This window comes from Streptomyces sp. NPDC107550, from assembly GCF_055639095.1.
In genome coordinates this window covers 63,094-88,439 of sequence record NZ_JBVKBC010000020.1, presented here as the reverse complement: position 1 = coordinate 88,439, position 25,346 = coordinate 63,094, and the positions used below count along the sequence as shown (strand labels likewise).

Annotated in this window: 23 protein-coding genes and 1 pseudogene; 14 read left to right on the top strand and 10 right to left on the bottom strand. The window is 71.5% G+C overall.

Features of this window, described 5'->3' with window-relative positions; all coding sequences use genetic code 11:
* Positions 1–256: 256 nt before the first annotated feature.
* The 6 genes from rho to ACZ7LY_RS24100 all read left to right on the top strand — a co-directional run bounded on the left by rho (position 257) and on the right by ACZ7LY_RS24100 (position 6,168).
* A complete protein-coding gene (gene rho, locus ACZ7LY_RS24125) occupies positions 257–1,405 on the top strand; it encodes a transcription termination factor Rho (protein WP_471626759.1) in 1,149 nt (382 codons plus the stop codon).
* A gap of 59 nt (positions 1,406–1,464) precedes the next feature.
* Positions 1,465–1,956, top strand: coding sequence for a GNAT family N-acetyltransferase (locus ACZ7LY_RS24120; protein WP_471626758.1), 492 nt, complete (start codon positions 1,465–1,467; stop codon positions 1,954–1,956).
* A gap of 64 nt (positions 1,957–2,020) precedes the next feature.
* Positions 2,021–2,512 carry an inorganic diphosphatase gene (locus ACZ7LY_RS24115; protein ID WP_471626757.1) on the top strand — a complete coding sequence of 164 codons (492 nt, stop codon included), beginning with the start codon at positions 2,021–2,023 and terminating at the stop codon, positions 2,510–2,512.
* Between the two features lie 89 nt (positions 2,513–2,601).
* Positions 2,602–3,792, top strand: a complete 1,191-nt coding sequence (locus tag ACZ7LY_RS24110; protein WP_471626756.1) for a CaiB/BaiF CoA transferase family protein — start codon at positions 2,602–2,604, stop codon at positions 3,790–3,792.
* 364 nt (positions 3,793–4,156) lie between these two features.
* Positions 4,157–5,311 carry a hypothetical protein gene (locus tag ACZ7LY_RS24105; RefSeq protein ID WP_471626755.1) on the top strand — a complete coding sequence of 385 codons (1,155 nt, stop codon included), beginning with the start codon at positions 4,157–4,159 and terminating at the stop codon, positions 5,309–5,311.
* A 137-nt stretch (positions 5,312–5,448) separates the two neighbouring features.
* Positions 5,449–6,168 carry a dienelactone hydrolase family protein gene (locus ACZ7LY_RS24100; protein WP_471626754.1) on the top strand — a complete coding sequence of 240 codons (720 nt, stop codon included), beginning with the start codon at positions 5,449–5,451 and terminating at the stop codon, positions 6,166–6,168.
* An 81-nt stretch (positions 6,169–6,249) separates the two neighbouring features.
* Here ACZ7LY_RS24100 and ACZ7LY_RS24095 read toward each other — a convergent pair whose 3' ends face one another.
* On the bottom strand, positions 6,250–8,211 hold the full coding sequence (locus ACZ7LY_RS24095) for a M13 family metallopeptidase (RefSeq protein ID WP_471626753.1): 1,962 nt from the start codon (positions 8,209–8,211) through the stop codon (positions 6,250–6,252).
* A 114-nt stretch (positions 8,212–8,325) separates the two neighbouring features.
* Positions 8,326–10,545, bottom strand: coding sequence for an NADP-dependent isocitrate dehydrogenase (locus ACZ7LY_RS24090; RefSeq protein ID WP_471626752.1), 2,220 nt, complete (start codon positions 10,543–10,545; stop codon positions 8,326–8,328).
* A gap of 268 nt (positions 10,546–10,813) precedes the next feature.
* On the opposite strand from ACZ7LY_RS24090, the gene arr reads away from it, so the two are divergent.
* From arr to ACZ7LY_RS24070, 4 genes are all read left to right on the top strand, one after another.
* Positions 10,814–11,236 (top strand): NAD(+)--rifampin ADP-ribosyltransferase, encoded by a 423-nt coding sequence (arr, locus tag ACZ7LY_RS24085; RefSeq protein WP_471626751.1) that lies wholly within the window; start codon positions 10,814–10,816, stop codon positions 11,234–11,236.
* Positions 11,237–11,427: 191 nt separating this feature from the next.
* Positions 11,428–12,444, top strand: coding sequence for a sphingomyelin phosphodiesterase (gene sph / locus ACZ7LY_RS24080; RefSeq protein WP_471626750.1), 1,017 nt, complete (start codon positions 11,428–11,430; stop codon positions 12,442–12,444).
* A gap of 173 nt (positions 12,445–12,617) precedes the next feature.
* Positions 12,618–12,911 (top strand): hypothetical protein, encoded by a 294-nt coding sequence (locus ACZ7LY_RS24075; protein WP_471626749.1) that lies wholly within the window; start codon positions 12,618–12,620, stop codon positions 12,909–12,911.
* Positions 12,912–12,942: 31 nt separating this feature from the next.
* The gene (locus ACZ7LY_RS24070; RefSeq protein ID WP_471626748.1) at positions 12,943–13,347 is read left to right on the top strand and encodes an FKBP-type peptidyl-prolyl cis-trans isomerase; all 405 of its coding nucleotides are present in this window, start codon (positions 12,943–12,945) and stop codon (positions 13,345–13,347) included.
* A 49-nt stretch (positions 13,348–13,396) separates the two neighbouring features.
* On the opposite strand, the gene ACZ7LY_RS24065 is transcribed toward ACZ7LY_RS24070, so the two are convergent.
* From ACZ7LY_RS24065 to ACZ7LY_RS24050, 4 genes are all read right to left on the bottom strand, one after another.
* Positions 13,397–14,704, bottom strand: a complete 1,308-nt coding sequence (locus tag ACZ7LY_RS24065) for a phospholipase D-like domain-containing protein (RefSeq protein WP_471626747.1) — start codon at positions 14,702–14,704, stop codon at positions 13,397–13,399.
* A 90-nt stretch (positions 14,705–14,794) separates the two neighbouring features.
* Complete coding sequence (locus ACZ7LY_RS24060) at positions 14,795–15,679, bottom strand: 3-hydroxyacyl-CoA dehydrogenase family protein (RefSeq protein WP_471626746.1); 885 nt, start codon at positions 15,677–15,679, stop codon at positions 14,795–14,797.
* 46 nt (positions 15,680–15,725) lie between these two features.
* A complete protein-coding gene (locus ACZ7LY_RS24055; RefSeq protein ID WP_471626745.1) occupies positions 15,726–16,634 on the bottom strand; it encodes an NHL repeat-containing protein in 909 nt (302 codons plus the stop codon).
* Between the two features lie 104 nt (positions 16,635–16,738).
* Positions 16,739–17,629 (bottom strand): 3-hydroxyacyl-CoA dehydrogenase NAD-binding domain-containing protein, encoded by an 891-nt coding sequence (locus tag ACZ7LY_RS24050; protein WP_471626744.1) that lies wholly within the window; start codon positions 17,627–17,629, stop codon positions 16,739–16,741.
* A 160-nt stretch (positions 17,630–17,789) separates the two neighbouring features.
* On the opposite strand from ACZ7LY_RS24050, the gene ACZ7LY_RS24045 reads away from it, so the two are divergent.
* A complete protein-coding gene (locus ACZ7LY_RS24045) occupies positions 17,790–18,806 on the top strand; it encodes a LysR family transcriptional regulator (RefSeq protein ID WP_471626743.1) in 1,017 nt (338 codons plus the stop codon).
* A 119-nt stretch (positions 18,807–18,925) separates the two neighbouring features.
* On the opposite strand, the gene ACZ7LY_RS24040 is transcribed toward ACZ7LY_RS24045, so the two are convergent.
* Positions 18,926–19,879, bottom strand: a complete 954-nt coding sequence (locus ACZ7LY_RS24040; protein WP_471626742.1) for a PRC and DUF2382 domain-containing protein — start codon at positions 19,877–19,879, stop codon at positions 18,926–18,928.
* Positions 19,880–20,150: 271 nt separating this feature from the next.
* Here ACZ7LY_RS24040 and ACZ7LY_RS24035 point away from each other — a divergent pair.
* Positions 20,151–20,460, top strand: a pseudogene (locus ACZ7LY_RS24035) (arsenic resistance protein); the annotation flags it as partial.
* A 68-nt stretch (positions 20,461–20,528) separates the two neighbouring features.
* Here the strand turns inward: ACZ7LY_RS24035 and ACZ7LY_RS24030 are convergent.
* Positions 20,529–21,059: a GNAT family N-acetyltransferase gene (locus ACZ7LY_RS24030; RefSeq protein WP_471626741.1), complete on the bottom strand. Its 531-nt coding sequence runs from the start codon at positions 21,057–21,059 to the stop codon at positions 20,529–20,531.
* Positions 21,056–21,190: a hypothetical protein gene (locus tag ACZ7LY_RS24025; RefSeq protein WP_471626740.1), complete on the bottom strand. Its 135-nt coding sequence runs from the start codon at positions 21,188–21,190 to the stop codon at positions 21,056–21,058. The genes ACZ7LY_RS24030 and ACZ7LY_RS24025 overlap by 4 nt, the downstream gene beginning before the upstream one ends.
* A 308-nt stretch (positions 21,191–21,498) precedes the next feature.
* Between ACZ7LY_RS24025 and ACZ7LY_RS24020 the strand changes: the two genes are divergently transcribed.
* Both ACZ7LY_RS24020 and ACZ7LY_RS24015 read left to right on the top strand, forming a co-directional pair.
* Positions 21,499–22,527, top strand: a complete 1,029-nt coding sequence (locus tag ACZ7LY_RS24020) for an SGNH/GDSL hydrolase family protein (protein WP_471626739.1) — start codon at positions 21,499–21,501, stop codon at positions 22,525–22,527.
* Between the two features lie 206 nt (positions 22,528–22,733).
* Positions 22,734–23,969: a cytochrome P450 family protein gene (locus ACZ7LY_RS24015; RefSeq protein ID WP_471626738.1), complete on the top strand. Its 1,236-nt coding sequence runs from the start codon at positions 22,734–22,736 to the stop codon at positions 23,967–23,969.
* A gap of 409 nt (positions 23,970–24,378) precedes the next feature.
* Here the strand turns inward: ACZ7LY_RS24015 and ACZ7LY_RS24010 are convergent, their stop codons facing one another.
* Complete coding sequence (locus ACZ7LY_RS24010) at positions 24,379–25,344, bottom strand: hypothetical protein (protein ID WP_471626737.1); 966 nt, start codon at positions 25,342–25,344, stop codon at positions 24,379–24,381.
* Positions 25,345–25,346: the final 2 nt, after the last annotated feature.

Genomic DNA, 25,346 nt, shown 5'->3' with positions numbered 1-25,346 from the left:
GCGTGTACGCCCCCTTTGTGGCGCCGGTGCCGTGACCTTCTCTCTTTCTCTCGCTTCACTTGTTTTCTTTCTTCCGGCCGGCAGGTTCCGTCGGGTTCTCTCCCGCCCTGCCTTCGAGGCCGTTCTCCCCGGCCGCGGGTCCTTCTGACGTACCCGCCGCGCGAGGCGTGCCGCTGCGCCGCCCGCGCCCGTCGCCGGTCCCCTCCCCCCGACTTCCCGCGCACGTACGACGTCCGCGAAAGGACCCTGATCCGACATGACCACCACCACACTCGAACAGCTTTCCCGGCCGCGGGAGTTCGCGGCCCCCACGCACGCCTTCGGCGTCCTCGACATCGGCGCGAACGGGCAGGGGCACCTGCGCGCCGCCGATCTGCTGCCCACCTCGCGGGACGTCCTCGTGCCCGCCGCCCTCGTCCGCCGGCACGGCCTGCGCAAGGGTGACGCGGTGACCGGCGAACTCGGCAAGGCGCACACCCTGACCGGCGTCGAGACCGTCAACGGGCAGTCCGCCTCGCAGGCCCGCACCCGGCCCCGGTTCGCCGACCTGACGCCGCTGCATCCGACGCGCAGGCTGCGCCTGGAGAGCCCGGCGAGCGGCCCCGCCGGACGGATCGTCGACCTGTTCGCGCCCGTCGGCAAGGGCCAGCGCGGCCTGATCGTGGCGCCCCCGAAGACCGGCAAGACCGTGCTGCTCCAGCAACTCGCCGCCGCCGTCGCCACCAACCACCCCGAGGCGCACCTCATGGTCGTCCTCCTCGACGAACGGCCCGAAGAAGTCACCGACATGGTGCGTTCGGTGCGGGGCGAGGTGTACGCCTCCACGTTCGACCAGCCCGCGAAGACGCACATCGCGCTCGCCGACCTCGCTGTCGAGCGGGCCAAGCGCCTCGTCGAACAGGGCCGGGACGTGGTGATCCTGCTCGACTCGCTGACCCGGCTGTGCCGCGCCCACAACAACGCGGCGTCCTCCGGCGGCCGCACGCTGTCCGGCGGCGTCGACGCGGCGGCGCTGCACGGCCCGAAGCGGCTGTTCGGCGCGGCCCGCAACACCGAGGAGGCGGGCTCGCTCACCATCCTGGCGACCGCGCTCGTCGAGACCGGCTCCCGCGCCGACGACTACTACTTCGAGGAGCTGAAGGGCACCGGCAACATGGAGCTGCGCCTGGACCGCGCCCTCGCCGACCGGCGCGTCTTCCCCGCCGTGGACCTCGCCCCCTCCGGCACGCGGCGCGAGGAACTGCTCCTGGCGCCGGCCGAGGCGGGCGCCGCGCGCGGACTGCGCCGGGCCCTGCACGGGCGGGAAGGGCACGGCGCGTACGAGACCCTGCTCGAACGGCTGCGGCAGACCCCGGACAACGCGGCATTCCTCCGCCAGATCCGCTCCACGCTCCCCACCGGTTGACCCGCCCCTCCCCCGGCCCCGGCGCCGCACCCGCCCCCCGCGTGAGTAATACTCGTACCATGACAGCGATCATTACGGGGGTGGGGCGGGCGGCCGGGGCGCCGGTCGTGCGGCGGGCCACGGGCGCCGACGCCAGGCGGCTGACCCGGCTCGTGCGCGGCTCGCGGGCCTACGAGGGGCACTACGCGGCGATGGTCGCGGGATACCGGGTGGGCCGCGACTACATCGACGCGCACCGGGTCTTCGCGGCCGTACGGCCCGGCGACGACCACGTCCTCGGCTTCTACGCGCTGCTGCTGGACGCGGCGGAACTCGACCTGATGTTCGTCGGGGACGAGGCACAGGGCCTCGGCATCGGGCGACTGCTCATCGGCCATATGCGCGCCGAGGCGGCAGCGGCGGGCCTGGACGCGGTCCGCGTGATCTCCCATCCCCCGGCCGAGGGCTTCTATCTGAGCGTCGGCGCCCTCCGGATCGGCACCGCGCCCGCCCGGCCGCCTGCGGTCGCGTGGGACCGGCCCGAGCTGGAGTTCCCCATCGCCACCGCCTGAGGGGTTCCGCCCTCGCTCCGTACGGCGCACACTCGGGACGTCGGATCAAGGCGAGGAGGCCACCTTGGGCGAGGCGTTCGATGTCGTCGTGGAGATCCCGCAGGGATCCCGGAACAAGTACGAGATGGACCATGGACTCGGCCGCATCCGGCTCGACCGGATGCTGTTCACCTCGACCCAGTACCCCGCCGACTACGGCTACGTGGACGGCACCCTCGGCGGCGACGGCGACCCGCTCGACGCGCTCGTACTCACCGCCGACGCGACGTTCCCCGGCTGTGCCATCGAGTGCCGGGCCATCGGCATGTTCGTGATGAGCGACGAGAAGGGCCCGGACGAGAAGATCCTCTGCGTCCCCGCCCATGATCCGAGGCACGCCCGCATCCGGGACATCGAGGACATCCCCGAGTTCGACCGGCTGGAGATCACCCACTTCTTCGAGGTCTACAAGGACCTGGAGCCCGGCAAGTCCGTCGAGGGCTCCCACTGGGAGGGCCGCGACAAGGCGTACGAGGAGATCGAACGGGCCCGCGCGAGGGCCCGCGCCGCCGGCTGACACCCTCGCGGGTCCGGGCCTGGCTCCGTCGCCCGCGGGCGCGTCGCATAGCGTGCGCGGGTAGCCCGTACGAGCCCGGAGGAACCCCGATGAGCGCCGCCCGCCTGCCCCTTGAGGGTGTCACCGTCGTCAGTCTGGAGCAGGCGGTGGCCGCGCCGTTCGCCACGCGGCAACTCGCCGACCTCGGCGCCCGCGTGATCAAGGTGGAGCGGCCCGGCGCGGGGGACTTCGCGCGCCGCTACGACGAGTCCGTGCACGGCCAGTCCAGTCACTTCGTGTGGCTGAACCGCTCCAAGGAATCGGTCACGCTGGACGTGAAGTCGCCGGGCGGACGGGAGGTACTGGAGCGGCTGTTGGCGGACGCGGACGTGTTCGTGCAGAACCTCGCGCCCGGCGCAGCCGCCCGACTCGGGCTCTCCGCAGCCGAATTGACGCAGCGTCACCCGACCCTCGTCGTCTGCGACATCTCCGGGTACGGGTCCGACGGGCCCTGGGCGGACCGCAAGGCGTACGACCTGCTCGTGCAGTGCGAGACGGGCGTCGCCTCCGTCACCGGCACGCCCGACGAACCCGTGAAGGTCGGCATCGCGGTCGCCGACATCGCCGCCGGGATGTACGCCTACTCCGGCATCCTCACCGCGCTCTACGAGAGGGCCGCGACGGGCACGGTACGGGCGGTGGAGGTCTCCCTGTTCGAGGCGTTGGCGGAGTGGATGGGCTACCCCGCCCTCTACACCGCGTACTCGGGTGTCCAGCCGCCCCGGGTCGGCGCCGCGCACGCCACGATCGCGCCGTACGGGCCCTACCGGGCGCGGGACGGGCGGACGGTGCTGCTCGCCGTCCAGAACGAGCGGGAGTGGGCCTCGTTCTGCGCCGGGTTCCTCGACGACGCGGCACTCGCCCAGGATCCGCGGTTCCACCGCAACTCCGCGCGGGTCGCTCACCGCGGGGAGCTGGACGCGGTGGTCGGGGCGCGGTTCGCCGAGGTGGACGCGGAGGAGGCGGTGGCCCTGCTGGACCGGGCCCAGGTGGCCAACGCACGGTTGAACACGGTCGCGGAGTTCCTTGAACACCCCGTGCTCGCGGGGCGGGACCGGTGGCGGGAAGTGGGGACGCCGGGTGGGCCGGTGCGGGCGCTGGTGCCGCCGGTCGGCCTTTCCGGGGTCGAGGCTCGGATGGGGGCGGTGCCGGGGGTGGGGGCGGATACGGAGGCCGTTCTCGGGGGGCTGGGTTATACGCCGGGGGAGATCAGCGGGTTGCGCTCCGCTGGGGCGGTCTGACGCTTCAGCTCGGGCCGGCTTTCGACTCCCCCGGCGCTGCCCTTTTGCGCAGTTCCCCCGCGCCCCTATCGGGACCGTTGTTCCCTGCGGGTGCGTCGTGGTTGCTCGCGCAGTTCCCCGCGCCCCTGGAGGGGCGACTTCGTCGCCACCTCCCCCTGGGGAAGCTGCACGCAGTGCATGCTTCAGGGGCGCGGGGAACTGCGCGATCAGCCACGGCGAGAGGCGCGGATCACGACCACCCAAAGGGGCTCCCGCCCCAGGGGCACGTTCACACGCCGGGCACGCTTCCGACCCGTTCGTCCGAATCGTTCGCGATAAGGTATCGCGTCAAACCGCACGCTCCCGATCACCCAGGAGTACCCACGTGACCGTAGCCATCGACTCGCCCGACCCCACGGTCACACCCGCGACCACCGACACGGAGAACTTCTGGCAGCCCGGCGACAGCGCCGCCACCGTGCCGCACCCCGCGCCGGAGGCAGCCGCGGAGCCCGCCGCGCACGAGGAGGCGGACGCGTCCCGCGAGGTCCCGGAGTCGATCGCGCGGGACGCCCACGACTTCGGCGTCTACGCCCGCACGGGCGGCTGGGCCTTCGCCCTGAAGGTGGCCCGCAGCGTCCGCCCCGGCGGCCAGGGCGCGTCGGAGACGCCGAAGGTGTCCGCACGCCGGTTCGCCGAGCTGGCGGACTGCTCGGCGGAGCGCGTGATGCGGTTCTACAAGGCGTGGGACCGGGCCGCGGACGACGGCGTCGTGCCGCAGTTCGAGGCCCTGGAGCCGGGCACGGAGATCGACCTGCCGGACGCGGACGTCTGGCTGTCGTACTACGTGTCGCGCTCCAGCGCCACGTCCGTACGCGGCCAGGCCATCACCGAGGCCGCGGAGGCGGAGGGCATCCGCCCGACGAAGGCGCTGGAGGTCGCGGAGAACCCGACGGCGCTGCGGGCCGCGATCCTCGCCGACCCGGGCACGGCGGAAGCCGCCCGCAAGGCGCTGATGGACCGGCTCGGCGAGGACCCGGCGCTGCGCTCGGGCCTGGCCCGCGACATCGCGCGCACCGACGACCTGAAGAAGGCCGTCGCGGAGGAGGCCAAGACCGGCGGCCACCTGGAGTACGTACGCAAGATCGCCGAGGAGGGGCAGTTCAAGACGCCCGCCGGGCAGAAGATCGAGGCGCCCCGCGGCCTGCGCGAGGAGGCCGAGCGGCACCTGTCGCTCATCGACGAGCTGGACGAGGACGAGGAGGCGGGCGAGTGGGCCCGCGAGGCGTACGACACCGTGCGCACGCTCGTCGCCGAGACCGTCGAGAAGGACCCCGAGCTGCGGGTGCAGGAGCGGCGCGCGAAGTTCTACAGCTCGCTGCAGAAGGCGACGAAGGCGTTCGAGGAGCTGACGTTCGACGACGTCGAGGAGATCGACGACATCGTGGAGGACGACATGGTGCGCCGCCTGGAGGAGTTGCAGGCGGCGATCTCCAGCGCGCTGACGGCCTTGCAGAAGGCGCGCGGCGTCACCGTCTGATCCGCCTGTCCACGGCACCGCCCGCATGGGAGCACCGGGGGCCGCTGTCGGCACGTACCGGACGGCGGCCCCCGGCCGTTGCCCGGTACACGGAAGTGGCATCGTGGAGGTCGAGCACCGAGCACAGGAGGCATCTCGTGGCGGACACCCCGCACGCACCCCGGTCCACCGGCCGCCCCGCCCGGCAGAACGTGACGTTCGACAGCGGCGGCACGCCCGCCCACGGCTACCTCGCGCTGCCGCCCGCCGGGCGCGGGCCCGGTGTCCTCGTCATCCAGGAGTGGTGGGGGCTGACCGATCACATCGCGGACGTCACCGACCGGCTCGCCGCCGAGGGCTTCGTGGCGCTCGCGCCGGATCTGTACGGCGGTAACGTGGCGCACGACTCCGGCGAGGCGTTCCGCATGATGCGGGACCTGCCCGTCGAGCAGGGCGTACGGCTGCTCGGGGGCGCCGTGGACCATCTGCTGGCGCGGCCCGAGGTGACCTCGGAGACGGTCGGCGCGGTCGGCTTCTGCATGGGCGGCGGCTTCGTGCTGTACCTGGCGGCGGAGGAGCCCCGGGTGAGCGCGGCCGTGCCGTTCTACGGCGTCATCCAGGGCGAGGTGCCGGACTTCTCGGGGCTGCGGGCGCAGGTGCTCGGGCACTACGGGGAGCGTGACGAGTCGGTGCCGCCGGCGACGCTGAAGGGGCTGCGCGAGACGATCGAGCGGCAGTCGGGGATCGTGCCCGACTTCCGCGTCTACCCGGCGGACCACGCCTTCTTCAACGACGGCCGCCCCGAGGTCTACGACGCGCGGGCGTCGCGCGAGGCGTGGGCGAGCACCGTGGACTTCCTCCGCAGCCACGTCGTCTGACGGCTCCCGGGACGACAGACGTACGGCGCGGGGCCGGGGGGAATCCTCCCGGCCCCGCGCCGAGTTCAGCGGGTCGCTGGGTCACCAGATCCGTACGCGCTCCGCGGGGTCGAGCCAGAGCCCGTCACCGGGCCGCGTGCCGAACGCCTCGTGGAACTCGTCGAGGTTGCGCACGATGTTGGCGCGGAACTCCGGCGGCGAGTGCGGGTCGATCGTCAGGTACTGCTGCTCCTGCTCCTTGCGCCGCTTGGTGCGCCAGCAGAAGGACCAGTTCATGAACAGCCGCTGCGAGCCGGTGAGTTCGCCGTCGGTGGGGACGGGCTCGCCCTCCAGCGAGATCAGGTACGCGGTGTGGCCGATGGTCAGGCCGCCGAGGTCGCCGATGTTCTCGCCGACGGTCAGCGAGCCGTTGACGTACTCGCCGGGCAGGTTGCGCGGCGAGAAGCCGTCGTACTGCTTGACGAGCGCCTTCGACTTGGCCTCGAAGGCGGCCTTGTCGTCGGCGGTCCACCAGTCGTTGAGGTTGCCCTTGCCGTCGTACTGGGCGCCCTGGTCGTCGAAGCCGTGACCGATCTCGTGGCCGATGACGGCGCCGATGCCGCCGTAGTTCTCGGCCGGGTCCGCGTCGGGCGAGAAGAACGGCTTCTGGAGGATGCCGGCCGGGAAGCAGATCTCGTTCGTGCCCGGGTTGTAGTACGCGTTGACGGTCTGCGGGAGCATGAACCATTCGTCGCGGTCGACCGGGGCGCCGATCTTCGCCATCTGGCGGTCGTGCTCGAAGGCGTTGGCCGCGTGGGCGTTGGCGAGCAGGTCGTCGGGGACGACGGTGAGCGCGGAGTAGTCGCGGAACCGGTCCGGGTAGCCGATCTTGGGCCGGAACGTGGCGAGCTTCTCGTACGCGCGCTCCTTCGTCTCGTCCGTCATCCAGTCGAGCGCGGCGATGGACTGCCGGTAGGCGGCGAGCAGGTTGGCGACGAGGTCGTCCATGAGCGCCTTGGACGCCGGCGGGAAGTGCCGGGCGACGTACTCCTTGCCGACGGCCTCGCCGATGGCGCCCTCGACGAACTGCACGGCGCGCTTCCAGCGGGCGCGCAGCTCGGGGGTGCCGTTGAGGGTGCGGCCGTAGAACTCGAAGTTGTTGCGGACGAACGCGGTCGGCAGGTAGGGGGCGCTGGCGCCGAGGACGCGGGCGAACAGCCAGTCGCGCCACTGCTCGACCGGCGTCTCCTCCAGGACCGTCGACAGGTGCGCGAGGTAGGACGGCTGGCGCACGCACGACTGGGCGAGCGTGGCGTCGTCGCCGCCGAGCCCCTCGACGTAGCCGCGCCAGTCGAAGGCCGGTGCGAGCGCGGCGAGTTCGTCGAAGGTGGTGAGGTTGTACGTCTTCTGCACGTCGCGCGTCTCGGCGCGCTCCCAGTGGCCCTCGGCGAGCCGCGTCTCCAGGGCGAGGACGGTGCGGGCGGCGTCGGCCGGCGCGGGGTGCTCGCCGAGCGTGAACAGCTCGGTGAGGTACGCCTCGTACTTCTGGCGGGTCTCGGTGAACTTCTCGTCGCGGTAGTACGACTCGTCGGGCAGGCCGATGCCGCCCTGGAGGATGTTGTAGAGGTAGCGGTCGGAGTCGCGGTCGTCGGTGTCGATGTACGAGCCGAACAGGCCGGAGCCGCCGGTGCGCTCGAAGCGACCGAGGAACGCGGCCAGCTCGCGCAGGTCGCCGAGGCGGCTGACCTCGTCGAGCAGCGGGCGGATGGCGTCGAGGCCGCGGGCCTCGACGGCGTCCTCGTCCATGAACGACGCGTACAGATCGGCGATCTTGCGGGCCTCGTCCGGGTCCAGGCTGGTGGGGCCGCCGGCCGCGATCTCCTGAATGATGTCCTTGACCTGCTGCTCGGCCACGTCCACGAGCTGTACGAACGGGCCCCAGCTGGAGCGGTCGTCGGGGATCGGCTCGGTCGCCAGCCACCGGCCGTTGACATGGCCGAAGAGGTCGTCCTGCGGGCGGATCGCCGGGTCCATGCCCGGGCGTGCGTCATCCAGAGTGCTCATCGATGCAGCCTACCCAGGTCGGGGCGCGGACACGTAAGGCGTACGCGGGTCCGTACGGGACCGCCCCGGCGGGCACGTGGCCCGCCGGGGCGGTGGGGGGTGATCCGGGAGGGATCAGGCGAGCGAGGCGAGGGCCTCGTTCAGGGTCTGCGACGGGCGCATGACCTTCTCGGCCTTGGCCGGGTCGGGCTGGTAGTAGCCGCCGATGTCGGCGGGCTTGCCCTGGACGGCGATCAGCTCGTCGACGATCTTCTGCTCGTTGGCGGCGAGCGTCTCGGCGAGCGGGGCGAACGCCTTGGCCAGCTCGGCGTCGTCGGTCTGCTTGGCCAGCTCCTGGGCCCAGTACAGGGCGACGTAGAAGTGGCTGCCGCGGTTGTCGATGCCGCCGAGGCGACGGGTCGGCGACTTGTCCTCGTTGAGGAAGGTGCCGGTGGCGCGGTCCAGGGTCTCGCCGAGGACCTTGGCGCGGGCGTTGCCCGTGGTCGTCGACAGGTGCTCCAGGGAGACGGCCAGCGCGAGGAACTCACCGAGGGAGTCCCAGCGCAGGTAGTTCTCCTTGACGAGCTGCTGGACGTGCTTGGGGGCGGAGCCGCCGGCGCCGGTCTCGAAGAGGCCGCCGCCGTTCATCAGCGGGACGACCGACAGCATCTTGGCGCTGGTGCCCAGCTCCAGGATGGGGAAGAGGTCGGTCAGGTAGTCGCGCAGCACGTTGCCCGTGACGGAGATCGTGTCGAGGCCCTGGCGGATGCGCTCGACGGACAGCTTGGTGGCGTCCTCCGGGGACAGGACGCGGATGTCCAGGCCCTCGGTGTCGAACTCCGGCAGGTACTGCTCGACCTTCTTGATGAGCTGGGCGTCGTGGGCGCGGCCCTCGTCCAGCCAGAACACGGCCGGGTCGCCGGTGGCGCGGGCGCGCGTGACGGCGAGCTTGACCCAGTCCTTGATCGGGGCGTCCTTGGTCTGGCAGGCGCGGAAGATGTCGCCCTCGGAGACGGTCTGCTCCAGGACGACGTCGCCGTTGCCGTCGACCAGGCGGACGGTGCCGGTGGCCGGGATCTCGAAGGTCTTGTCGTGGGAGCCGTACTCCTCGGCCTTCTGCGCCATGAGGCCGACGTTGGGGACGGAGCCCATCGTCGAGGGGTCGTAGGCGCCGTGGGCGCGGCAGTCGTCGATGACGGCCTGGTAAACGCCCGCGTAGGAGGAGTCGGGGATGACGGCGAGAGTGTCGGCCTCGGCGCCGTTCTTGTCCCACATGTGGCCCGAGGTGCGGATCATCGCCGGCATGGAGGCGTCGATGATGACGTCGGAGGGGACGTGCAGGTTGGTGATGCCGCGGTCGGAGTCGACCATGGCGAGCTCGGGGCCGGCGGCCAGCTCGGCCTCGAAGGACGCCTTGATCTCGGCGCCGTTGCCCAGGGACTCCAGGCCCTTGTAGATGCCGCCGAGGCCGTCGTTGGGGCTCAGGCCCGCGGCGGCGAGGTCGGCGCCGTAGCGGGCGAACGTCTCGGGGAAGAAGGCGCGTACGACGTGGCCGAAGATGATCGGGTCGGAGACCTTCATCATGGTGGCCTTGAGGTGCGCGGAGAAGAGGACGCCCTCTTCCTTGGCGCGGGCGACCTGGGCGGTGAGGAACTCGCGCAGGGCGGCGACGCGCATGACGGAGGCGTCGACGACCTCGCCGGCGAGGACGGGGACGGACTCGCGCAGCACGGTGGTGGTGCCGTTGTCGGCGACCAGCTCGATGCGCAGGGTGCCGTCGGCGGCGATGGTGGTGGACTTCTCCGTCGAGCGGAAGTCGTTCTCACCCATGGTGGCGACGTTGGTCTTGGACTCGGGGGTCCAGGCGCCCATGCGGTGCGGGTGGGCCTTGGCGTAGTTCTTGACCGAGGCGGGGGCGCGGCGGTCGGAGTTGCCCTCACGCAGGACGGGGTTCACTGCGGAACCCTTGACCTTGTCGTAGCGGGCGCGGATCTCGCGCTCCTCGTCCGTCTTCGGCTCGTCGGGGTACGCGGGCAGCGCGTAGCCCTGCTCCTGGAGCTCGGCGACGGCGGCCTTGAGCTGCGGGATGGACGCCGAGATGTTCGGCAGCTTGATGATGTTCGCCTGGGGCGTCTTCGCCAGGTCGCCCAGCTCGGCCAGCGCGTCGGCGATGCGCTGGTCCTCCTTCAGGTACTCCGGGAAGGAGGCGATGATGCGGCCGGCCAGGGAGATGTCACGGGTCTCGACGCGGACACCGGCGGTGGACGCGTAGGCCTCGATGACGGGCAGGAAGGAATACGTCGCGAGGGCCGGGGCCTCGTCAGTGTGCGTGTAAATGATGGTCGCGTCAGTCACCGGGTGCTCCGCTCCACGTCTTCCATGTCGTCGGCAGTGTTCTCAGCCTTCTCAATATTGCTCGACATCAAGATATCTTGTGCCGCCCCCTTCTCCGAAAGGGCCCCGGCCGCCCGGTCTCAGGCCGGTCGGGTGCGGGTCGGTCGCTCTCTGTCATGGGGTACGCACTCACACTCTTCCCCTGATCTGTATGTGACGGCCACATATGGCGTTGACCAGGGGTTCCTTCGGGCCCGGTGCGGGCGGACCCCTGCCCTACCCTGGGGCGATGGCAGACGAGACGAGCACACCGCTCGACGAGGGTCCCTTCTTCCACGGCACCAAGGCCGAGCTGCGCGTCGGCGACCAGCTCACGGCGGGTTTCCGGTCGAACTACCGGCCCGAGATCGTGATGAACCACATCTACTTCACGGCCCTGCGCGACGGCGCGGGACTCGCCGCCGAGCTGGCGGCCGGGGACGGCACCCCGCGCGTGTACCGCGTCGAGCCGACGGGCCCGTACGAGAACGATCCGAACGTCACCGACAAGAAGTTCCCCGGCAATCCGACGCGCTCCTACCGCAGCACGGCGCCGCTGCGGATCGTCGCGGAGGTCGACGACTGGACGCGGCTGACGCCCGAGGCGCTCCAGCAGTGGCGGGACCGGCTCGCGGCGATGCGCCGGGAAGGGGCGGGCGAGATCATCAACTGAGCGCCGGGCCCGCACCTGACCTGCCCCGCGCGGGCGGTCCGCGCGGGGGCGTGCGGCACAGCTGCGGACGCGCGCAGGTCAGTCGTCGATCAGTGGTCGCCAAGTGGTTACCGGGAAGTAATCGGGGGTGCTTTGATGGGCGGGCCCGGGTTCAGCCGGCAGCAAGTCCCACACGAGGATCGGGAGTTCGCATGTCCTTTGCCGCTCGCCGCACCACCGCCGTCCGCCGCGCCCGGGGCGCCGGGCTCGCCCTGGTGACCGCCGCCGCCCTGACGGTCGCCGCCGCGCCGCAGACGCAGGCCGCCACGCACGCTGCCGCCACGGAGGCAGGCACGCCGAAGCTCAAGGTGCTCACGTACAACACGTTCTTGATGAGCACGAGCCTCTACCCCAACTGGGGCCAGCAGTACCGGGCGAACGCCCTCGTGGACGCGCCCTTCTTCCAGGGCAACGACGTGGTCGTGCTCCAGGAGGCGTTCGACAACTCCGCGTCGGACGCGCTGAAGTCGAAGGCCGCGGCGCAGTACCCGTACCAGACGCCCGTCGTGGGGCGCGGCAAGTCGGGGTGGGACGCGACCGGCGGGTCGTACGCGGCGGCGACCCCGGAGGACGGCGGGGTGACGCTGCTGAGCAAGTGGCCGATCCTGCGCAAGGAGCAGTACGTCTACAAGGACGCCTGCGGCTCCGACTACTGGTCCAACAAGGGCTTCGTCTACGCCGTGCTGGACGTGAACGGGACCAAGGTGCACGTCGTCGGCACGCACACCCAGTCCACGGACTCCGGGTGCGCGGCGGGCGAGGCGGCGAAGGACCGCAGCCTCCAGTTCAAGGCGATCAAGTCCTTCCTCGCCGCGAAGAACATCCCGGCGGGCGAACAGGTCATGGTCGCCGGCGACTTCAACGTCGACTCGCGCAGCGCCGAGTACGCCTCCATGCTGAACGACGCGGGGCTCGTCGGGGCGGACACGCGCACCGGGCACCCGTACTCCTTCGACACGCAGGAGAACTCCATCGCCCGCGACCGCTACCCGAACGATCCGCGCGAGGACCTCGACTACGTGCTGCACGCCCAGGGCCACGCCCGCCCGGCCGGCTGGGGCAACGAGGTCGTCAAGGAGTCCACGGCCCCCTGGACGGTGAGCAGTTGGGGCAAGACCTACACGTACACCAACCTCAGCGACCACTACCCGCTGCGCGCCGGGTACTGAGCCGCCGCGCGGCGGCCGTTCACCTGATCGGGGTGTTCCCGTGCGGGAGGGGTGCGGCCTGCGGAGGGGCGGGGAAAAACTGAGGCTCCTGTCCCTCCGTAAGACAAGGCGTTGCGATGATGTGGTCCCGAATCTCACGGTCCCGGGCTCTCACCGCGTGCGCGGGGGCCGTAGTGGCCGCCGCCGCGTGGTCGGTGCCCGCCTCGGCGGCGACTCCCGAGCGGGCCGACCCGCCCGTGTACGGCAACTGCACGTTCGACGCGTGGGTCCACTCCAACCCGGACTACAGCGCCGACGACGTCATCCTGACCTGCCCGAAGGCGTCCCGGGTGCGCGTGGAATGCTGGACGTACGGCGAGAACCATGACGAGTTCTACGGTATCGCCACCAACGTTCCGTTCCAGGAGCGCGGGTACGTCGGTCACGGCGCCCTGAACAACATCACGGACGCCCTCCCGGAGTGCTGACCGGCTCCGGGGGGGCAGAGAGGGAGCTGCGATGAGTGGACGGACGAAGCCCGAGGTCGTCGTCCCGCCGGGGGCCGCGCCCGCCGAGCTGACAGTGCGGGACCTGATCGTCGGGGACGGGCCCGAGGTCACGCCGGGCATGGTGGTCCGGGTCCACTACGTCGGGGTGACCTTCGCGTCGGGCAAGGAGTTCGACTCCTCCTGGGAGCGCGGTGAGCCGTACAAGTTCGCCGTGGGCGGCGGCAAGGTCATCAAGGGCTGGGACCGGGGTGTGCGGGGGATGCGGGTCGGCGGGCGGCGCGAGATCGTCGTCCCTCCCCGCCTCGGCTACGGCAACCAGTCGCCGTCGTCCCTGATCCCGGCGGGTTCGACGCTGGTCTTCGTCGTGGACCTGCTGGCCTCGTACGCGCGCGCGACGGGGTGGAGCGAGGCGTAGGGCCCGCTCCCGGTCGCCCCGCGCGCGCCCGGCGGACCGGGCTCGCCGGTCACAGGAAGCGCCGGACGGGGACGACCGCCGCCTCCCGGAGCCGTTGCGCCGCCGGGCGTCTCTTCCAGCGGGCCAGATCCATGGTCGTGCTGAGGGCCGCGTCCGCGTCGTAGTCCCGGTCAAGGACGGCGGTGAACTTCTCGTCGAGCACCGCCAGCATGACTTCCTCGTCGTGGTCCATGGAGCGGCGGTTGAAGTTGGTCGAGCCGATCAGCGACGCCACCCCGTCCACCGTGATGATCTTCGCGTGCATCATCGTCGGCTGGTACTGCCGGATGGTCACGCCCGCTTCGAGGAGCCGCGTGTAGTGGTGCTGTCCGGCGAGCTGGCAGGCGCGCTGGTCGGTGTGCGGGCCGGGCAGCAGGATCTCCACGCGCACCCCGCGCCGTGCGGTCGCGCAGAGCAGGTCGATGAAGTACCGGTCCGGCGCGAAGTAGGCCGTGGCCAGCCGGAACCGTTCCTCCGCGGAGGTGAGCATGACGCGGATGAGGGTCTGCATGTCCTGCCAGCCGAAGCTGGCTGAGCCGCGCACGACCTGGACGGTCGAGGACCCCGGCTGGGTGTGGCCGGTGAAGCGGTCGCGGTCGTCGAACAGCTCGTCGTGGCACTCCGCCCAGTTCTGCGCGAACGCCGCCGCGATCCCGTCGACGGCAGGCCCGCGCACCTGGACGTGGGTGTCGCGCCACTCGGCGGGGCCGCGGGCGTCCCCGCACCACTCCTCGGCGATACCGACCCCGCCGGTGAAGGCGGTGTGCTCGTCGACGACGAGCGCCTTGCGGTGGCAGCGGTGGTTCTGCTTGAACGGCGAGAGCCACAACGGCTTGCGGAACCAGGCCACTTGGACCCCGGCGCCGTTCATGACGTCGAGCAGGTCCCGCTCGATCTCCTTGGCGCCGAACCCGTCGAGCAGCAGCCGTACGCGTACTCCCGCGCGGGCTCGCTCGGCGAGGGCGACGGCGAAGTCGCGGGCGATCTGCCCCCGCCAGTAGACGAAGGTCATCATGTCGATGGTGTGCTCGGCGGAGCGTACGGCGTCGAGCATGGCGGGGAAGATCGCGTCGCCGTTGCGCAGGGGGATCAGCTCGTTGCCTTCGGTGGCGGCGATACCGATCAGGCGCTCCAGCCGCCGCCGCAACCGCTGCTTACGGGCCTCGGCGTCCGTCTCGCACAGAGCCCCCGCCTCGGACAGAGCTTCCGCCTCGGACAGAGCTTCCGCCTCGGGCAGGGCGTCCGTCTCGGGCAGGGCGTCCGTCTCGGGCAGGGCGTCCGGGGCCTCTGCGGGTTCCGCGTTCTCCACGACGCTCATCGGGCACCTTCCACTGGCCGGGGCGAGCACCTCGCCTGTCCGCGCACGGACAAGCGCAGGATATCGGTGCCCGCCGCGCGGCCGCGCCCGCTACTCCCCCGCCCCCTCCTCGGTCCCGTAGTCGTCGTAGAAGCCCCGGCCGCTCTTGACGCCCAGGCGGCCCTCGTCGACGTACTGCTTGAGGAGGGTGCGGGGGCCGGTGGGCAGGTGGGGGTTCTCGGCGGCGTAGTGGTTCTCGATGTCGAGGACGACGTCCAGGCCGACGTGGTCCATCATCCGGAACGGCCCGGCCGGGGTGCCCATGTTGATCTTCCACATGGCGTCCACGTCCTGCGGGGTGGAGACGCCCTCGGCGACGACGGCGAGGGCTTCGCGCTTGATGGCGGCCCAGACGCGGTTGAAGATGAAGCCGGTCGACTCCTTGTGGGCGACGAAGGGGTGGACGCCGTACGCGGGCAGTTCGGCGCGCAGGAAGTCGATGACGGCGGGGTCCGTCTCGCCGTCCGACATGAGGTCGACGGCGTTCTGCGCGGGCGGCATGTAGAAGTGCATGTTCAGCACCCGTTCCGGATGCCGGACCTCGTCGATGAACTGCCGGGAGGCGTACGAGGAGGAGTTGCTGGCGAGGATCGTGTCCGGGCCGGCGAGGGCGTCGAGGCGGCCGAAGATCTCCTTCTTGAGGTCCAGGCGCTCGGGCACCGCCTCCACGACGAGCCAGGCTCCGGCGACGGCGTGGGCGAGGTCGTCGGTGACGAGGGCCCGGCCGGGGGTGCCGCCCTCGACCCGGGCCGCGATCTCGCCCACGTTCTGCTCGACGTACGTCACGGCCGCCCGGCCTGCGTCGACGGACTGGTCGTAGATCCGCACCTCGCCGCCGCGCGTGGCGAACATGAGGGCGATACGGCGGCCGAGGGTGCCCGAGCCGATGACCGCGACGGGGCGCTGGTGGATGTCGGTGGGGAGGGTGAAGGACATGGCAGGTCCTGCTTTCTGCGGGGAGGGGGGGTCGCGTGCGGCCGGGTCACGGCAGCAGGCACAGCCCGGTCAGGGGGAAGGGCAGCGCGACGACGTCGTACGGGTCCTGGCCCGCGGCGGGGCCTTCGGGCAGCGGGACGGCGCGGATGTGGCCGCCGAGGTCCGAGACGTAGGCGAGGCCGTTCTCGCTGTCGACGGCGAGTCCGATGGCCTCGCTCAGGCCGTCCGTGAGGATCTCGGGGGTCTGTCCCGGGGTGCCTGCCGGGGGCAGGGGCGCGCGGTTGAGGGTGTTGCCCTCGGGCGCCGCGCCGCGGTCGGTCCAGTACAGGAGGCCGCCGTCGATGTGCAGGTCGATGGGCTCGGGCAGGCCGCTCCACAGCACCTCGATGTCGGAGCGGTGCTCGGCGCTCTCGCCGGGCGGGAGGCGAAGCCCGGTGCGGAGGATGCGGCCCTCGCCGCCCTTGGCCGGGCCTTTCTGCGTCCAGTACAGATGGCCGCGGGCGGGGTCCACGGCGACGCCGACGCACTCACCGAGGATCCCGTCGCCGGCGGGGTTGACCACGAGGTCGGTCAGGCCGCTGCCGTCGACGCGGGCGCTGCTGATGCGGTGGCCTTCGCGGTCGCCCCAGTAGAGGGTGCCGGACCCGTCGGAGGTGAGTTGCTTGCCGGTGGTGAGCGTGCCGGGCGGGAGCACGTCGTGGGGCGTGCCGCCCGCGAGGGGCACGGCGTGGACGACGCCGTCGCGGCTGGTGAAGTCCTGGCCGGCCTCGCCGGGGACGTCCGGGTCGACGGTGGGGGTGCCCATGGTGGTCCAGTAGGCGACGCCGTTCTCGACGGTGATGCCGTCGGGTGCGGGGCCGGCCTCTTCGACCAAGGTGTGCACGTGCCCGTCGGGGAGGCTCACCTTCAGCACCCTGCCGGGCACGATCTGGAGTGCGAGCAGTGCGTTCGACACAGCGTTCCTCGTGTTTCCTGTTCCTTGTCGTTCGTCGTCTCCGCGCGCGGGGCGGCGGCTCCGCGAGCGGGGCGGTGCTCACGCGGTTGCGCGCGGCGCGGCGCTCACGTGCGCGGGGTGTCCTCGGCGGCGGGGTCCGTCCAGCCGAGGGGCTTCAACACCGCGCGGGTGCGTTCGTCGCGCAGGGCGGCGAGGCGTTCGTAGGCGGGCGCCCCGGTGCCGTAGGCGCTCTCGACGGCGTCGAGGATCTCGCCCATGCGGGCCGGGTCGGCGCTGCCGGCGTCGAAGGTCATCTGGGAGCCGACGTGTTCCAGGAGGTGACGCATGCCCTGGGGTCCGCCGCCGAGGACTCCACTGGCGAACGGGCCGACGGTCGCCCAGCGCAGCCCGAGCGAGCTGCGTACCAGCTCGTCCAGTTCCTCGACGTCGATGACGCCCTCCTGTACGAGATGGAAGCACTGGTCGTTGAAGACCTTCTGGAGACGGTTGCCGACGAAGCCGGGGATCTCCTTCTTCAGGCGGATCGGCAGCTTGCCGAGGTCGCGGTAGACCTCGACGGCCCGGTCCACGGCGCGCGCGGACGTCGCGGGGCCGGGGACCACCTCCACGAGCGGCATCAGCTCCGGCGGGTTGAACGGGTGGCCGACGACGATCCGGTCCGCCGCCGGGCTGCCCTCGGCGATCTTCGAAGGCAGCAGGGACGAGGAGGACGAGGCGAGGACCACGTCGTCGCGGGTGTGCTCGGCGAGGACACGGAACATCTGCTCCTTGACCTCGATCCGCTCCGGCCCGCATTCCTGCACGAAGTCGGCGTCGCGCGCCGCCGCGGCCAGGTCGCCGGTCGCGGTCACCGGCAGATCCGCCAGTTCGCGGGCCACGATGTCCCGCAGGTCGGGACGGGGGTCGCTGAGGCGCACCTCCCAGCCGCCCGCACCGAAGAGACGGGCCCAGGAGAGGCCGATGACACCGGCACCGACGATCGTGACGACCGCCATGAGAACCACCACCTGCATGTACGACGAGGGGTCCGGACGTACGACGAAGAGGTCCGGATGTACGACGAAGGCTTCCGGCGGGGCGGGCCCGTGCCCGGCGGAACGTTCACCATCAAGTCGACACCCGGGACGGCAGGTCTGTCCAATATATGATGGTTCAGTGAGCGATACGATCGGTGATATCAACCTCTCGCGGCGGCTTCTGGAGCAGTTCCTGGTCGTCGCGCAGGAGAAGCACTTCGGGCGGGCCGCCGAGCGGCTGTCGATGAGCCAGCCGCCGCTGAGCCAGTCGATCCAGCGCCTGGAGCGGACGGTCGGCGCCCGTCTGTTCGACCGGGGGCCCGGTGGCGTACGGCTGACGGCGGCCGGCACGGCGTTCGCGTCCGCCGCGCGGCGGCTGCTCGACCTCCAGACCGCCGCCATCGCGCGGGCCCGGCGGGTGGCGGGCGGGCTCGAAGGGGACGTGCGGGTCGGCTACGTCAGCCTCCTCAGCCATCTCTACCTCCCGGCGATGCTGCGGACGGTGACCGAACAACTGCCGGGCATCCGTGTGCAGTTGCGGCACGGCTCGTCGGCGTCCGTGGTCGATCTCGTCCGTACGGGCGCGCTCGACCTGGGCTTCGTCCGCGACCCGGAACGCGTCTCCGACGACCTCGTCAGCACGGTCGTCGCCACGGAACGGATCGGCGTCGCGGTGCCGCGCGGACACCGGCTGGCGGGCGCGGGCGCGGTGGATCTGGCGGAGTTGGCGCGGGAGGACTTCGTCCTGCCCGATCCGACCGCGCTGCCGCTGCTGGCGCAGCAGCTTCAACTCGCCTGTCATGAGGCGGGGTTCAGCCCGCGCGCGGCGGTTGTCGCGGACGATCTCAGTGGGCTGTTCAGTTATGTCGCCGCGGGGTTGTGCGTGAGCCTGATGCCCGAGGGCATGCGGCATCTCGCGCTGCCGGGGGTGCGGGTGGTCCCGCTGCGGGGGCGGTCCCGGTCCCTGGAGACGAGCGTGCACGCGCTGCACCGGGCGGACGCGGACCCGGCGGTGACCCGTGTGCTGGACGTGGTCACCGGCCTTCCGCCTGAGCCGGCCGCCGCGGACGCACCTGATGACGGCGCGGACGGGTCCGGTGCCGACGCGGAGACACCCGACGGCGACGCGGCGTCCGGCGCCGGGGGACGCTCGTGAGATCCGACGCCGAGCGACGCTCGCGCGAAGGACCCCTCGTCGGCGCCGGAAGCAGCGGCGCGGGCGGGCCCGCCACGGAGGCGGGCCCGCACTGTGCACTGACCGGGGCTGACCGGGGGTCAGCGGCGCGGGCCGCCGCGGCCCGTGCGGCCCTCGCCCGGCATCCCGTCGTCGCGCTTCGGGTTGTCGACCTCGATCTTCTCCTTGCGGACGGTGTCGGAGATCTCCCGCGTCTCGGTGACCCGCTCGGTCTCCAGCCGGACCCGCTCGACGGGGACGGTCTCCTTGCTGACGACCGGGCGCTCGGCGTGCAGGGTCACCTCGGCGTCCGCCTCGCTGATCGTGGCCTTGCGGCCCCGGTCGTTCTCACTGATCGGTTCGCGTACGACGCGGACCTCCTCGTGGGACAGCGGCACCGACGTGGTGACGTTCTCCGTCTCCACCGACTTGTGCAGGTGGGCGCGGCCGACCTCCTGCTCCTCGACGCCGACGCGCAGCCGCTCCTCGGAGCGGATCATCTCGTTGGCCTTCTCGTCACCGCCGGCGCCGGAGCGCATGGCGGGTCCCCGGGCGGCGGCACCGGCGTGCCGGCCCGTGCCCGACTCCGCGCCGGTACGGGCACCCATGGCGCCCGCGGCACCTGCGGCTCCGGCCGTGCCCGCGACGCCCGCCGTACCCGCGGTCCCGGCGGTCCCGGCGGTGCCCGCCGTACCCGTGGTGCCGGTCCTGCCGGTGCCCGCGGCGCCCGTTCCGGGACGCGTCAGGCCGTAGTGCCGGTACAGCTCGTTCTTCTCGGACTCGTCGAGATGCTGGTCGGCGTCGACGCGCGGGGCGTCCTTGACCGCTTCCTTCGTGTACGCCACGTTCAGCCGGTCACCGTCGCGCGAGGACCCGCTCAGCGGCACGAAGGTCTCCTTCATGCCGAAGAGACCCGTCTTGACCGTCACCCAGTCGGCCTTGCCGGTCCTGTCATCGAGGTAGACCCGCTCGACGCTGCCGATCTTTTCCCCAGTGCGGTCGTAGGCGGTGAGCCCGACGAGGGCATTCGGGTCGTTGATCTCGCCCTGCGTCATGCGTGATCACTCCCTTCGGGACATGGAGGCGGCGGATGACCGCACGTGGACCATGTGCCTCCCCTCCATCGCGCGCTGAACCCGGGAAGTTCGCAACAAAAGACCTCACATGCTGTGACCGCCCCGGCCCGTGACGGACCTCCCACGGCCCTGTGACGGGCCGTGGCCGGTCCGGCACGGGATCCGACGACTGACGCCATCCGGGTGAACGGTTGACGCACACAACTTACGGGAGCGCCGCCCTCGGCACCGTAGACGACACCTCGGTCGTAGTCGGGCTCTCCACCCTGGACCGCTGCCTCGCGAGAGGTACGAGGCCGGCTTCCTGCCGAAGATCGGCCCGTGGGCCCTGTACGGGCTGCTGTTCACGATCGTCGTCCTCTTCGCGCTGCAAGGCGACGCTGGCGTTCACGGCTGCCGGCAACAACTTCGAACTGGCCATCGCGGTCTGCGTCGCCACCTTCGGCGTGACCTCGGGGCAGGCACTCGCGGGGGTCGTCGGCCCGCTGATCGAGGTGCCGGTCCTGATCGGGCTCGTGTACGTGGCGCTGGCCTGGCGGCGCGGGTACGCGTCGCCGGCGTCACCGGAAACGAGGTTGGGCGGCGGGTACAGGGGCACATCCCGAGGGAGGTCCGGGGCCGCCCGGGGTCAGCCGACGTGCGGGCTGCGGCGTTCGAGGAGGACCACGTCGCGCCAGCGGCCGTGGTGCTTGCCGACGCGTTCGCGGGTGCCGAGGACGCGGAATCCGGCGCGCTCGTGCAGGGCGAGGCTGGCCGTGTTCTCGGGGAAGATGCCGGACTGGACCGTCCAGACGCCCGCCGCCTCGGTCGATGCGATGAGGGTCCTGAGCAGGGCCGACGCGACTCCGCGCCCGCGTGCGTCGGGGTGGACGTAGACGGAGTGCTCGACGACTCCCTCGTATGCGGCCCGGTCGGAGACCTTCCGCACGGCGATCCAGCCCAGCACCCGGCCGTCCTCGTCGCCTTCCACGGCGGCGAAGCGGTGCGCGGGCAGCTTCCCCGCGTCGAACGTCTCCCAACTGGGCGCGCTGGTCTCGAAGGTAGCGTCTCCCTCGTCGATCCCCGCCTGGTAGATCGCCAGGACCTGCGGCGCGTGCGCGGCGGTGAGCGGCACGATCAGGGTCTCGCGGGCGCCTCTCGGCGCGTGGACGCCGCTCATGCGACCTTGGACATGCTGGCGGCGGTCTCGGCCTCCTCGGCGGAGGCCGCCCGCTCGGTCAGTGGCGGGCAGCCCGGCGCGACGCTCTGCCCCGCGGGCTCGGCGAACGGCGACACCTTCGCGTTCGGCATGCGCCTATGTTCACATACGTCGTTGCGGCGAACCCTGGCCGCCTGGACGGTCACCGCGAACTGGCCTACTTCGACCGGGACTTCTCCCGCCCCCTCGCCGGCATGAAGTCTCACGGCCACGCACCGCCCGCCGCGTCTCAGCCTGGCATGACGGAAATGATCATGTGCCCGGCCACTCCGACCCCGATGTGACCCGTTGGGAGGGCGGCTCACCGATCCGGCGCGCCTCCCTGGAAGATCACCTTCCACTTCTGACTAGATACGGAGCGTCACTTTTCGATCCTTCTCACTTCCCGAAGGGCACCCGTATGTCCACGCACGTCTCCCTCAGCCGGCGCCTCGCCGTCGCCACGCTCGCCACCGTCGCGCTCGGCGGCTGCCTCGCGCTCGCCGGACCGGCGGGAACCGCCGGGGCCGCCGCTTCCGACCCGGTCCCGACGGTCTTCTTCGGCGACTCCTACACCGCCAACTTCGGCCTCTCCCCCGTCAAGCACATGGACAGCGAGAGAGGCTGGTGTTTCCAGGCCACGGAGAACTACCCGACCGTCGCCGCCCGCAAGCTGGCCGCCAAGGGCGTCAAGCTGGACGTCCAGGCCGATGTGTCCTGCGGCGGCGCGGTCCTCGAGAACTTCTGGAAGGAGCAGCAACTCCCGTTCGGCGCCGGGTCCGTCAAACCGCAGCAGGACGCGCTCAAGCCGAACACACGGCTGGTGGTGGGCAGCCTCGGCGGCAACACGTTCGGCTTCACCAGCATCATCAAGCAGTGCTCGGACAAGCTCCGCCAGCCCTCCCTCCTGCCGGGCGACCCGGTGGACGCCGACAAGCCCGCCAGTGAGTGCAAGGCGTTCTTCGAGTCCGAGGACGGCAAGAGCTGGCTCGACTACAAGCTCCAGCAGGTCGAGGACGAACTGGACCAGATGCTCCAGCGTACGGGCTACTTCTCGCCGGACGCAGACCGCGTTCTGGTGGGCTACCCCCGCCTCGTCCCCGCCGACACCGCCAAGTGCGCCAAGGCGGCCCCCGGCGAGAGCGAACTCCCCTTCGCCGACATCCCGCAGGACGCCCTGCCCGTACTCGACCAGGCGCAGAAGCGGCTCGACGACGTGATGAAGAAGGTCGCCGCGGACGACGGCGCGGACTTCGTCGACCTGTACGAGCACACCGGCAAGCACACCGCGTGCGACGGCGCCGAGCGCGGCATCGGCGGCCTGTTGGAGAACTCCAAGCTCGACTTCCTCGGCACCGCCATCCCGTGGTACGCCCACCCCAACGAGAAGGGCCGCGACATCCAGGCCCGTCAGGTCACGGCGAAGATCGAGGCCGTACTCAACCGCTGACCCGCACCGCCACCCGACAGTTCCGGGCCGAACTCCCGTACGGCCCGGGGCTGTTGGCATTCCCCCTTCATGTTCATGGAACCAGCCATTCTGTACGCGCCGAACTCCCGCGCCCGCGGCAACGGGTAGACCTCACCGGAGCGCTCCGCGGCCTGCGCGGGGCGAACCGGAAGTGTCAACTCCCCGCCGCCAGAAGGAGATTCACCGTGTCCGAACAGATCCTCGTCCTGGACCCCTTCGGCCGGGACCCGGACGCCGAACACCGGACGCTGCGCGAGCGCGGTCCGGCCACCCTCGTGGACATCCTCGGCGTGCGCGCGTGGTCCGTCTCCGACCCCGCCCTCCTCAAGCAGCTCCTGACCGGCAAGGACGTGTCCAAGGACGGCCGCGCCCACTGGCCGGCGTTCGAGGAGACGGTCGCCACCTGGCCGCTCGCGCTGTGGATCGCGGTGGACAACATGTTCACCGCCTACGGCAAGGACCACAGCCGCCTGCGCCGCATGGTCGCCCCCGCTCTGTCCGCCCGGCGCACCGCCGCCCTCGCACCGTACATCGAGGCGCTGGTCGCGGGCCTGCTCGACCGCCTCGAAGAGCTGCCCGCCGACCAGCCCGTGGACCTGCGCGAGCACCTCGCCCACCCGCTGCCGATCGCCGTCATCGGCCGGCTCATGGGCCTGCCCGACGCCCGGCGCGACGAGTTCCGCGCCCTGGTCGACAACGTGTTCTCCACCCACCTCAGCGCCGAGGAGCAGGCCGCCAACACCGAGGCCCTCTACGGCGTACTGCACAAGCTCCTGGCGGACAAACGCGCCGCCCCCGGCGACGACATGACGTCCCTGCTGATCCAGACGCGCGACGAAGAGGGCGACGGCTCCCGCCTCAGCGACGCCGAACTGGGCGACACGCTCCTGCTGATGATCAGCGCCGGGTACGAGACCACGGTCAACGTCATCGACCAGGCCCTCTGCACACTCCTGTCCGACCCGGCGCAGCTCGCGCACGTACGGGAGGGGCGGTGCACCTGGCAGGACGTCGTCGAGGAGACCCTGCGGCACGAACCGGCCGTCAAGCACCTGCCGTTGCGCTACGCCCTCACGGACATCCCGCTCCCGGACGGGCGGACGATCCGCACCGGTGACGCCGTCCTCGCGTCCTACGCGGCGGCCAACCGCCACCCGGCCCTGCACGGAGACGCGGACCGCTTCGACGCCACCCGGACCGGCAAGGAACACCTGGCGTTCGGGCACGGCGTCCACTTCTGCCTCGGCGCACCCCTGGCGCGGCTCGAAGTCGCCACAGTCCTACGCCAGTTCTTCGACCGCTTCCCCGACGCGCGGCTCGTCGGCCGCCCCGAGGACCTGCCGCGCCTCCCGAGCCTCATCAGCAACGGCCACACCCACGTCCCCACCCACCTCCACCCACACCCAGGGCCGGACCACTGATTGACGCGGGGCCCTGGGCGCGACTCTCGTAGCCACGGCACGGTGTCTTGTGAGGCCATTGCGTCGGCCCGCCTCATCGCGGGGACTTCGCCACGTGTCCGATCGCGATGAGGCCGACACCGATGACCAGGAGCGATGGGGAGCTGAAGTTCGAACTCATCAGTATCAGGATCGCCCCTGCTCCCCACGGTCTGGGTTGCCCTACTCGCTGCTGGAGCCATCGACCGGGCATACGGCCAAGCAGCAGAGCGTGCACCCCGATGACGGCGAGGACCCAAGCGAGGACGACAAACACGAACGCCAGCACAAAGAGCATGAACAATCTGTCTCTCTCCCCCCCCCGGCTGGGCCGGCGACCCTGCGTGGTGATACGAAGGCTCGGCGTCGGCATGCGAAGGCCCGGGCCGGGTCATACACGAGGACTATGCCCTGCCCGGGGACGGTCCCTGCAATCCGGAGCGGATGTCCTGTCGGGGTGTCGACGGAGGGGCGTGGCGGGGCGGCGTTCCGGGAGCGCGGCCCAGACGGCTACGGCGACCACGCTCAGGATCAGCAGGAAGGTGAGGACGTCGAAGCCGCCGTGGAAGGCCGTCTCCGTGAGGTAGGTCGCGCCGGGCACCGTCGTCAGCAGCGCCATGGCGACCATCGAATCCGCGCGCTGGATGCCGATCTGGAGCAGGAACAGCGGTGCCGTGACCGCCGCGAGGCCGGTGACGGCCATGCCCGGCAGCCGCGCCGCCCAGTCCGGGCCGGGGCCTCCCTGCGCGTACAGGAGGATGCCGCCCGCCAGATACGTCAGGTGGAACCGGTGCGCGGTGGCACGGACCGGATCGACACCCCGGCGGCCCAACTCGGCGGAGGTGACGGCGAGACCGGACGCCCCGAACCCCGCGACACCCACCAGGGCGAGCCCCCACAGCAGGCCGCGCCCGGACGTGACCCCGCCGGACAGGGCCACCGCCACCGCCGCGCCCAGGACGATCAGGATGACGGCCGCCGACCAGCCCTTCGCGGAGGCCCGCTTCCCGTACCCCGCGAGAGCCAGCACCGCGACCGCCAGGGGCCCGACGGCCGCCTCCGCCCCGCTCGCCAGGGCGGCGGGGATCCAGGCGAGGGACGCGTAGAAGCCGAGGAAGGTGATCGCGGTGACGACGTTCATCAGCACGAGCAGCCGGCCCACGCGCCCCGGTGGGACGGTCACGTCGCCGCGTCGTGCGCGTGAGCGGACGGCGTGCACGACGTTGAAGATGAGCGCGGCCGAGGCGAACCCTACGCACGAGAGGTAGAGGCTCCCGGAGGAGTCGAGGCGGCCGGAGATGTACCCGTAACTGCCCGCTTGGAGCAGCACGGCGCCGATGATGCACAGGACGGGCATGG

Coding starts and splice junctions, on each gene's coding strand:
- ACZ7LY_RS24065 (WP_471626747.1), bottom strand. CDS start 14,704: ATGAGCGTCGTGGAGAACGCGGAACCCGCAGAGGCCCCGGACGCCCTG.
- ACZ7LY_RS24040 (WP_471626742.1), bottom strand. CDS start 19,879: ATGACGCAGGGCGAGATCAACGACCCGAATGCCCTCGTCGGGCTCACC.
- sph (WP_471626750.1), top strand. CDS start 11,428: ATGTCCTTTGCCGCTCGCCGCACCACCGCCGTCCGCCGCGCCCGGGGC.
- ACZ7LY_RS24010 (WP_471626737.1), bottom strand. CDS start 25,344: ATGCCCGTCCTGTGCATCATCGGCGCCGTGCTGCTCCAAGCGGGCAGT.
- ACZ7LY_RS24120 (WP_471626758.1), top strand. CDS start 1,465: ATGACAGCGATCATTACGGGGGTGGGGCGGGCGGCCGGGGCGCCGGTC.
- ACZ7LY_RS24070 (WP_471626748.1), top strand. CDS start 12,943: ATGAGTGGACGGACGAAGCCCGAGGTCGTCGTCCCGCCGGGGGCCGCG.
- rho (WP_471626759.1), top strand. CDS start 257: ATGACCACCACCACACTCGAACAGCTTTCCCGGCCGCGGGAGTTCGCG.
- ACZ7LY_RS24050 (WP_471626744.1), bottom strand. CDS start 17,629: ATGGCGGTCGTCACGATCGTCGGTGCCGGTGTCATCGGCCTCTCCTGG.
- ACZ7LY_RS24095 (WP_471626753.1), bottom strand. CDS start 8,211: ATGAGCACTCTGGATGACGCACGCCCGGGCATGGACCCGGCGATCCGC.
- ACZ7LY_RS24110 (WP_471626756.1), top strand. CDS start 2,602: ATGAGCGCCGCCCGCCTGCCCCTTGAGGGTGTCACCGTCGTCAGTCTG.
- arr (WP_471626751.1), top strand. CDS start 10,814: ATGGCAGACGAGACGAGCACACCGCTCGACGAGGGTCCCTTCTTCCAC.
- ACZ7LY_RS24030 (WP_471626741.1), bottom strand. CDS start 21,059: ATGAGCGGCGTCCACGCGCCGAGAGGCGCCCGCGAGACCCTGATCGTG.
- ACZ7LY_RS24020 (WP_471626739.1), top strand. CDS start 21,499: ATGTCCACGCACGTCTCCCTCAGCCGGCGCCTCGCCGTCGCCACGCTC.
- ACZ7LY_RS24060 (WP_471626746.1), bottom strand. CDS start 15,679: ATGTCCTTCACCCTCCCCACCGACATCCACCAGCGCCCCGTCGCGGTC.
- ACZ7LY_RS24025 (WP_471626740.1), bottom strand. CDS start 21,190: ATGCCGAACGCGAAGGTGTCGCCGTTCGCCGAGCCCGCGGGGCAGAGC.